This is a genomic window from Yersinia sp. Marseille-Q3913 (genome assembly GCF_963892745.1).
GTDB classification, from domain to species: domain Bacteria; phylum Pseudomonadota; class Gammaproteobacteria; order Enterobacterales; family Enterobacteriaceae; genus Yersinia; species Yersinia bercovieri.
Genome location: NZ_CAWQAF010000091.1, coordinates 1 through 871, shown reverse-complemented (window position 1 = coordinate 871; position 871 = coordinate 1). Strand labels below are relative to the sequence as shown.

Genomic DNA, 871 nt, shown 5'->3' with positions numbered 1-871 from the left:
GCATTACCTTTGAGAGCCCTGCCTTGCACAATTATCCACCACAATGCGGTGGCGCGCATTTGAAGGTGTTTTTGCCTTTAGCGGGCCAAACGCAACCGGAATTACCGGTACCTGGTGAGAAAGGCCCGGTGTGGCCAGCGGCAAACGTGCGCCCGATTGTTCGCACCTACTCCGTGCGGGCTATTCGCCCAGAGTTATGTGAGATAGATATTGAGTTCGCTATTCATGATCACCATGGCCCGGCGGTGAATTTTGCCCGCAATGCCAGGCCCGGAGACTGGTTAGGCATCACCAATCCCGGTGGCCCTGAAACCCTGCTGCCTGCGGCAACTTACCGCTATCTGGTTGGTGACCCCTCTTCGCTCCCTGCTATTGCCGCACTGCTGGAGTCCCTGCCTGCTGATGCTAAAGGCCATGCCATTATTCGTGTGAATACGCCACAAGATGTGCTGGACCTGATCAAGCCTGCCGGTGTTGAACTCAGCTGGGTGATTGGTGGCACCGAGAAAACACAGGAGGTTATCACCCAATTTTGCGCCCTGAATTTGTCGATGGAAGAGTCGGCCTTCTGGATTGCCGGTGAAGATAGTCTGGTGGTGCAGTTACGCCGCTATTTGCGCCGTGAAAAAGGCGGTGACCGCCAACAACTCTATGCCATCCCTTACTGGCGTGAAGGGCTGAATGAAGAGGACTACCATCATAAACGCCACCAAGTTATGGACAATATTGACGATTAGTCTCAATTAATCCCTAAAAATCAAGGGGCATTACCTGCTGACGCCCCTTTTTCTTGCTCTTTTTTGACCATCCCCAGTTAAAACCTTGTAAATTTTCTGCGACAATTTCCTGTTATTTGTTAGTCTTAAAGCTA

1 protein-coding gene is annotated in these 871 nt (G+C 51.7%); it reads left to right on the top strand.

Going from position 1 to position 871, the window contains the following annotated elements:
* Nucleotides 1–2 precede the first annotated feature (2 nt).
* Nucleotides 3–737 carry a siderophore-interacting protein gene (locus AACW11_RS19945; protein WP_339379073.1) on the top strand — a complete coding sequence of 245 codons (735 nt, stop codon included), beginning with the start codon at nt 3–5 and terminating at the stop codon, nt 735–737.
* The last annotated feature ends 134 nt before the right edge of the window (nt 738–871 follow it).